Origin of the sequence: Actinoalloteichus spitiensis RMV-1378, from assembly GCF_000239155.1 — a bacterium.
Classification (GTDB): domain Bacteria; phylum Actinomycetota; class Actinomycetes; order Mycobacteriales; family Pseudonocardiaceae; genus Actinoalloteichus_B; species Actinoalloteichus_B spitiensis.
The window spans coordinates 1-1,985 of record NZ_AGVX02000267.1 but is presented as its reverse complement, the minus strand read 5'-3'; the positions used below and the strand labels follow the sequence as shown (position 1 = coordinate 1,985).

Sequence of the window (1,985 nt, the reverse complement as noted above, 5' to 3'; positions counted from 1 at the left end):
GGGTGGCGACGGCCGACAGGGTGGCCAAGTCGATCTGCCCCTACTGCGCGGTCGGCTGCGGTCAGAACGTCTACGTCCAGGACGGCCGCGTCACCCACATCGAGGGCGACCCGGACTCGCCGGTCAGCCGGGGCCGGCTGTGCCCCAAGGGCTCGGCGAGCCTCCAGCTGACCACCGGGTCCGCGCGGCGGCACGAGGTGCTGTACCGCAGGCCGTACGGCACCGAGTGGGAACGTCTCGACCTGGAGACGGCCATGGACATGGTGGCCGAGCGGGTGATCAGAACGCGGCGGGAGAACTGGCAGGAGGACGTCGACGGGGTTCGTACCCGACGCACCCTCGGCATCGCCAGCCTGGGCGGGGCGACGCTGGACAACGAGGAGAACTACCTCATCAAGAAGCTGTTCACCGCGCTGGGCATCGTCCAGGTGGAGAACCAGGCCCGGGTGTGCCACAGCTCCACGGTGGCCGGGCTGGGCACGTCCTTCGGCCGGGGTGGCGGCACCACCTACCTGCAGGACCTCCAGCACTCGGACTGCATCGTCATCGAGGGGTCGAACTTCGCCGAGGCCCACCCGGTGGGGTTCCAGTGGGTCATGGAGGCCAAGGCCCGGGGCGCCACGGTCATCCACGTCGACCCCCGGTTCAGCCGCACCAGCGCGCTGGCCGACCTCTACGTCCCCATCCGGGCCGGGACCGACATCGCCTTCCTGGGCGGCATCATCAACCACGTCCTGAGCACGGGGAAGTACTTCCACGACTACGTGCTCAACTACACCAACGCGGCGATGCTGGTCCACGAGGACTTCCAGGACACCGAGGACCTCGGGGGGCTCTTCGGCGGGTTCGACCGCGAGGACGGCACCTACGACGTCGACTCCTGGCAGTACGAGGGCGTGCGCGTCGCCTCGGCGGCGGGGAAACGCGGCGTCGACTCCCCGAGGTTTCCCGGCCGGGACGTGCAGGCCTCCGGTCACCCGGAGTCGCACGGCTTCGGCGGTCCCGCGCTGCACGGGGACCCGCTCCGCGACGAAACCCTCCAACACCCGCGCTGCGTCTTCCAGGTCCTGCGCCGGCACTACGCCCGCTACACCCCGGAGATGGTGGAACAGGTGTGCGGGATCCCCCGGGAGAAGTTCCTGCGGGTCTGCGAGGAGATCACCAGCAACTCGGGACGCGACCGCACCACGGCGTTCGCCTACGCCGTGGGTTGGACCCAGCACAGCGTCGGCGCCCAGTACATCCGCGCGGCCTCGATCCTCCAGCTGCTGCTGGGCAACATCGGTCGCCCCGGCGGGGGCATCCTGGCGCTGCGGGGACACGCCAGCATCCAGGGTTCCAGCGACATCCCGACCCTCTTCGACCTGCTGCCCGGCTACATCCCGATGCCGCACGCCCACCTGCACGAGGACCTGGACCACTTCATCTCCTCCGACGCCGCCGACAAGGGCTACTGGGCGAACATGCGGGCCTACGTGGTCAGCCTGCTCAAGGCCTGGTGGGGGCCGGCGGCCACCGAGGAGAACGACTACTGCTTCGACTACCTGCCCCGGTTGACCGGCGGGCACAGCACCTACGACACGGTGATGGCCCAGCGGGACGGCATCTGCCGTGGCTACTTCCTGCTCGGCGAGAACCCGGCGGTGGGCTCGGCGAACTCCCGCATGCAGCGGCTGGGCATGGCCAACCTGGACTGGTTGGTGGTGCGGGACTTCTCCCTCATCGAGAGCGCGACGTGGTGGCAGGACGGACCCGAGATCGAGACCGGTGAGCTGCGCAGCACCGAGATCGGCACCGAGGTGTTCTTCTTCCCCGCGGCCGCGCACATCGAGAAGTCCGGCAGTTTCACCAACACCAACCGGCTGTTGCAGTGGAAGCACCAGGCGAAGGAACCCGACGGCGAGGCCCGCAGCGACATGTGGTTCATCTACCACCTCGGGCGGCGCATCCGGGAACGGCTCGCCGGCTCCACCGAGCCGATGGAC

At 69.3% G+C, this 1,985-nt stretch carries 1 protein-coding gene; it reads left to right on the top strand.

Annotated features, from left to right (window positions below; genetic code table 11):
- On the top strand, nucleotides 1-1,985 hold a 1,985-nt coding region (locus ACTIDRAF_RS0212920), incomplete at both ends, for a molybdopterin-dependent oxidoreductase (protein ID WP_016699161.1).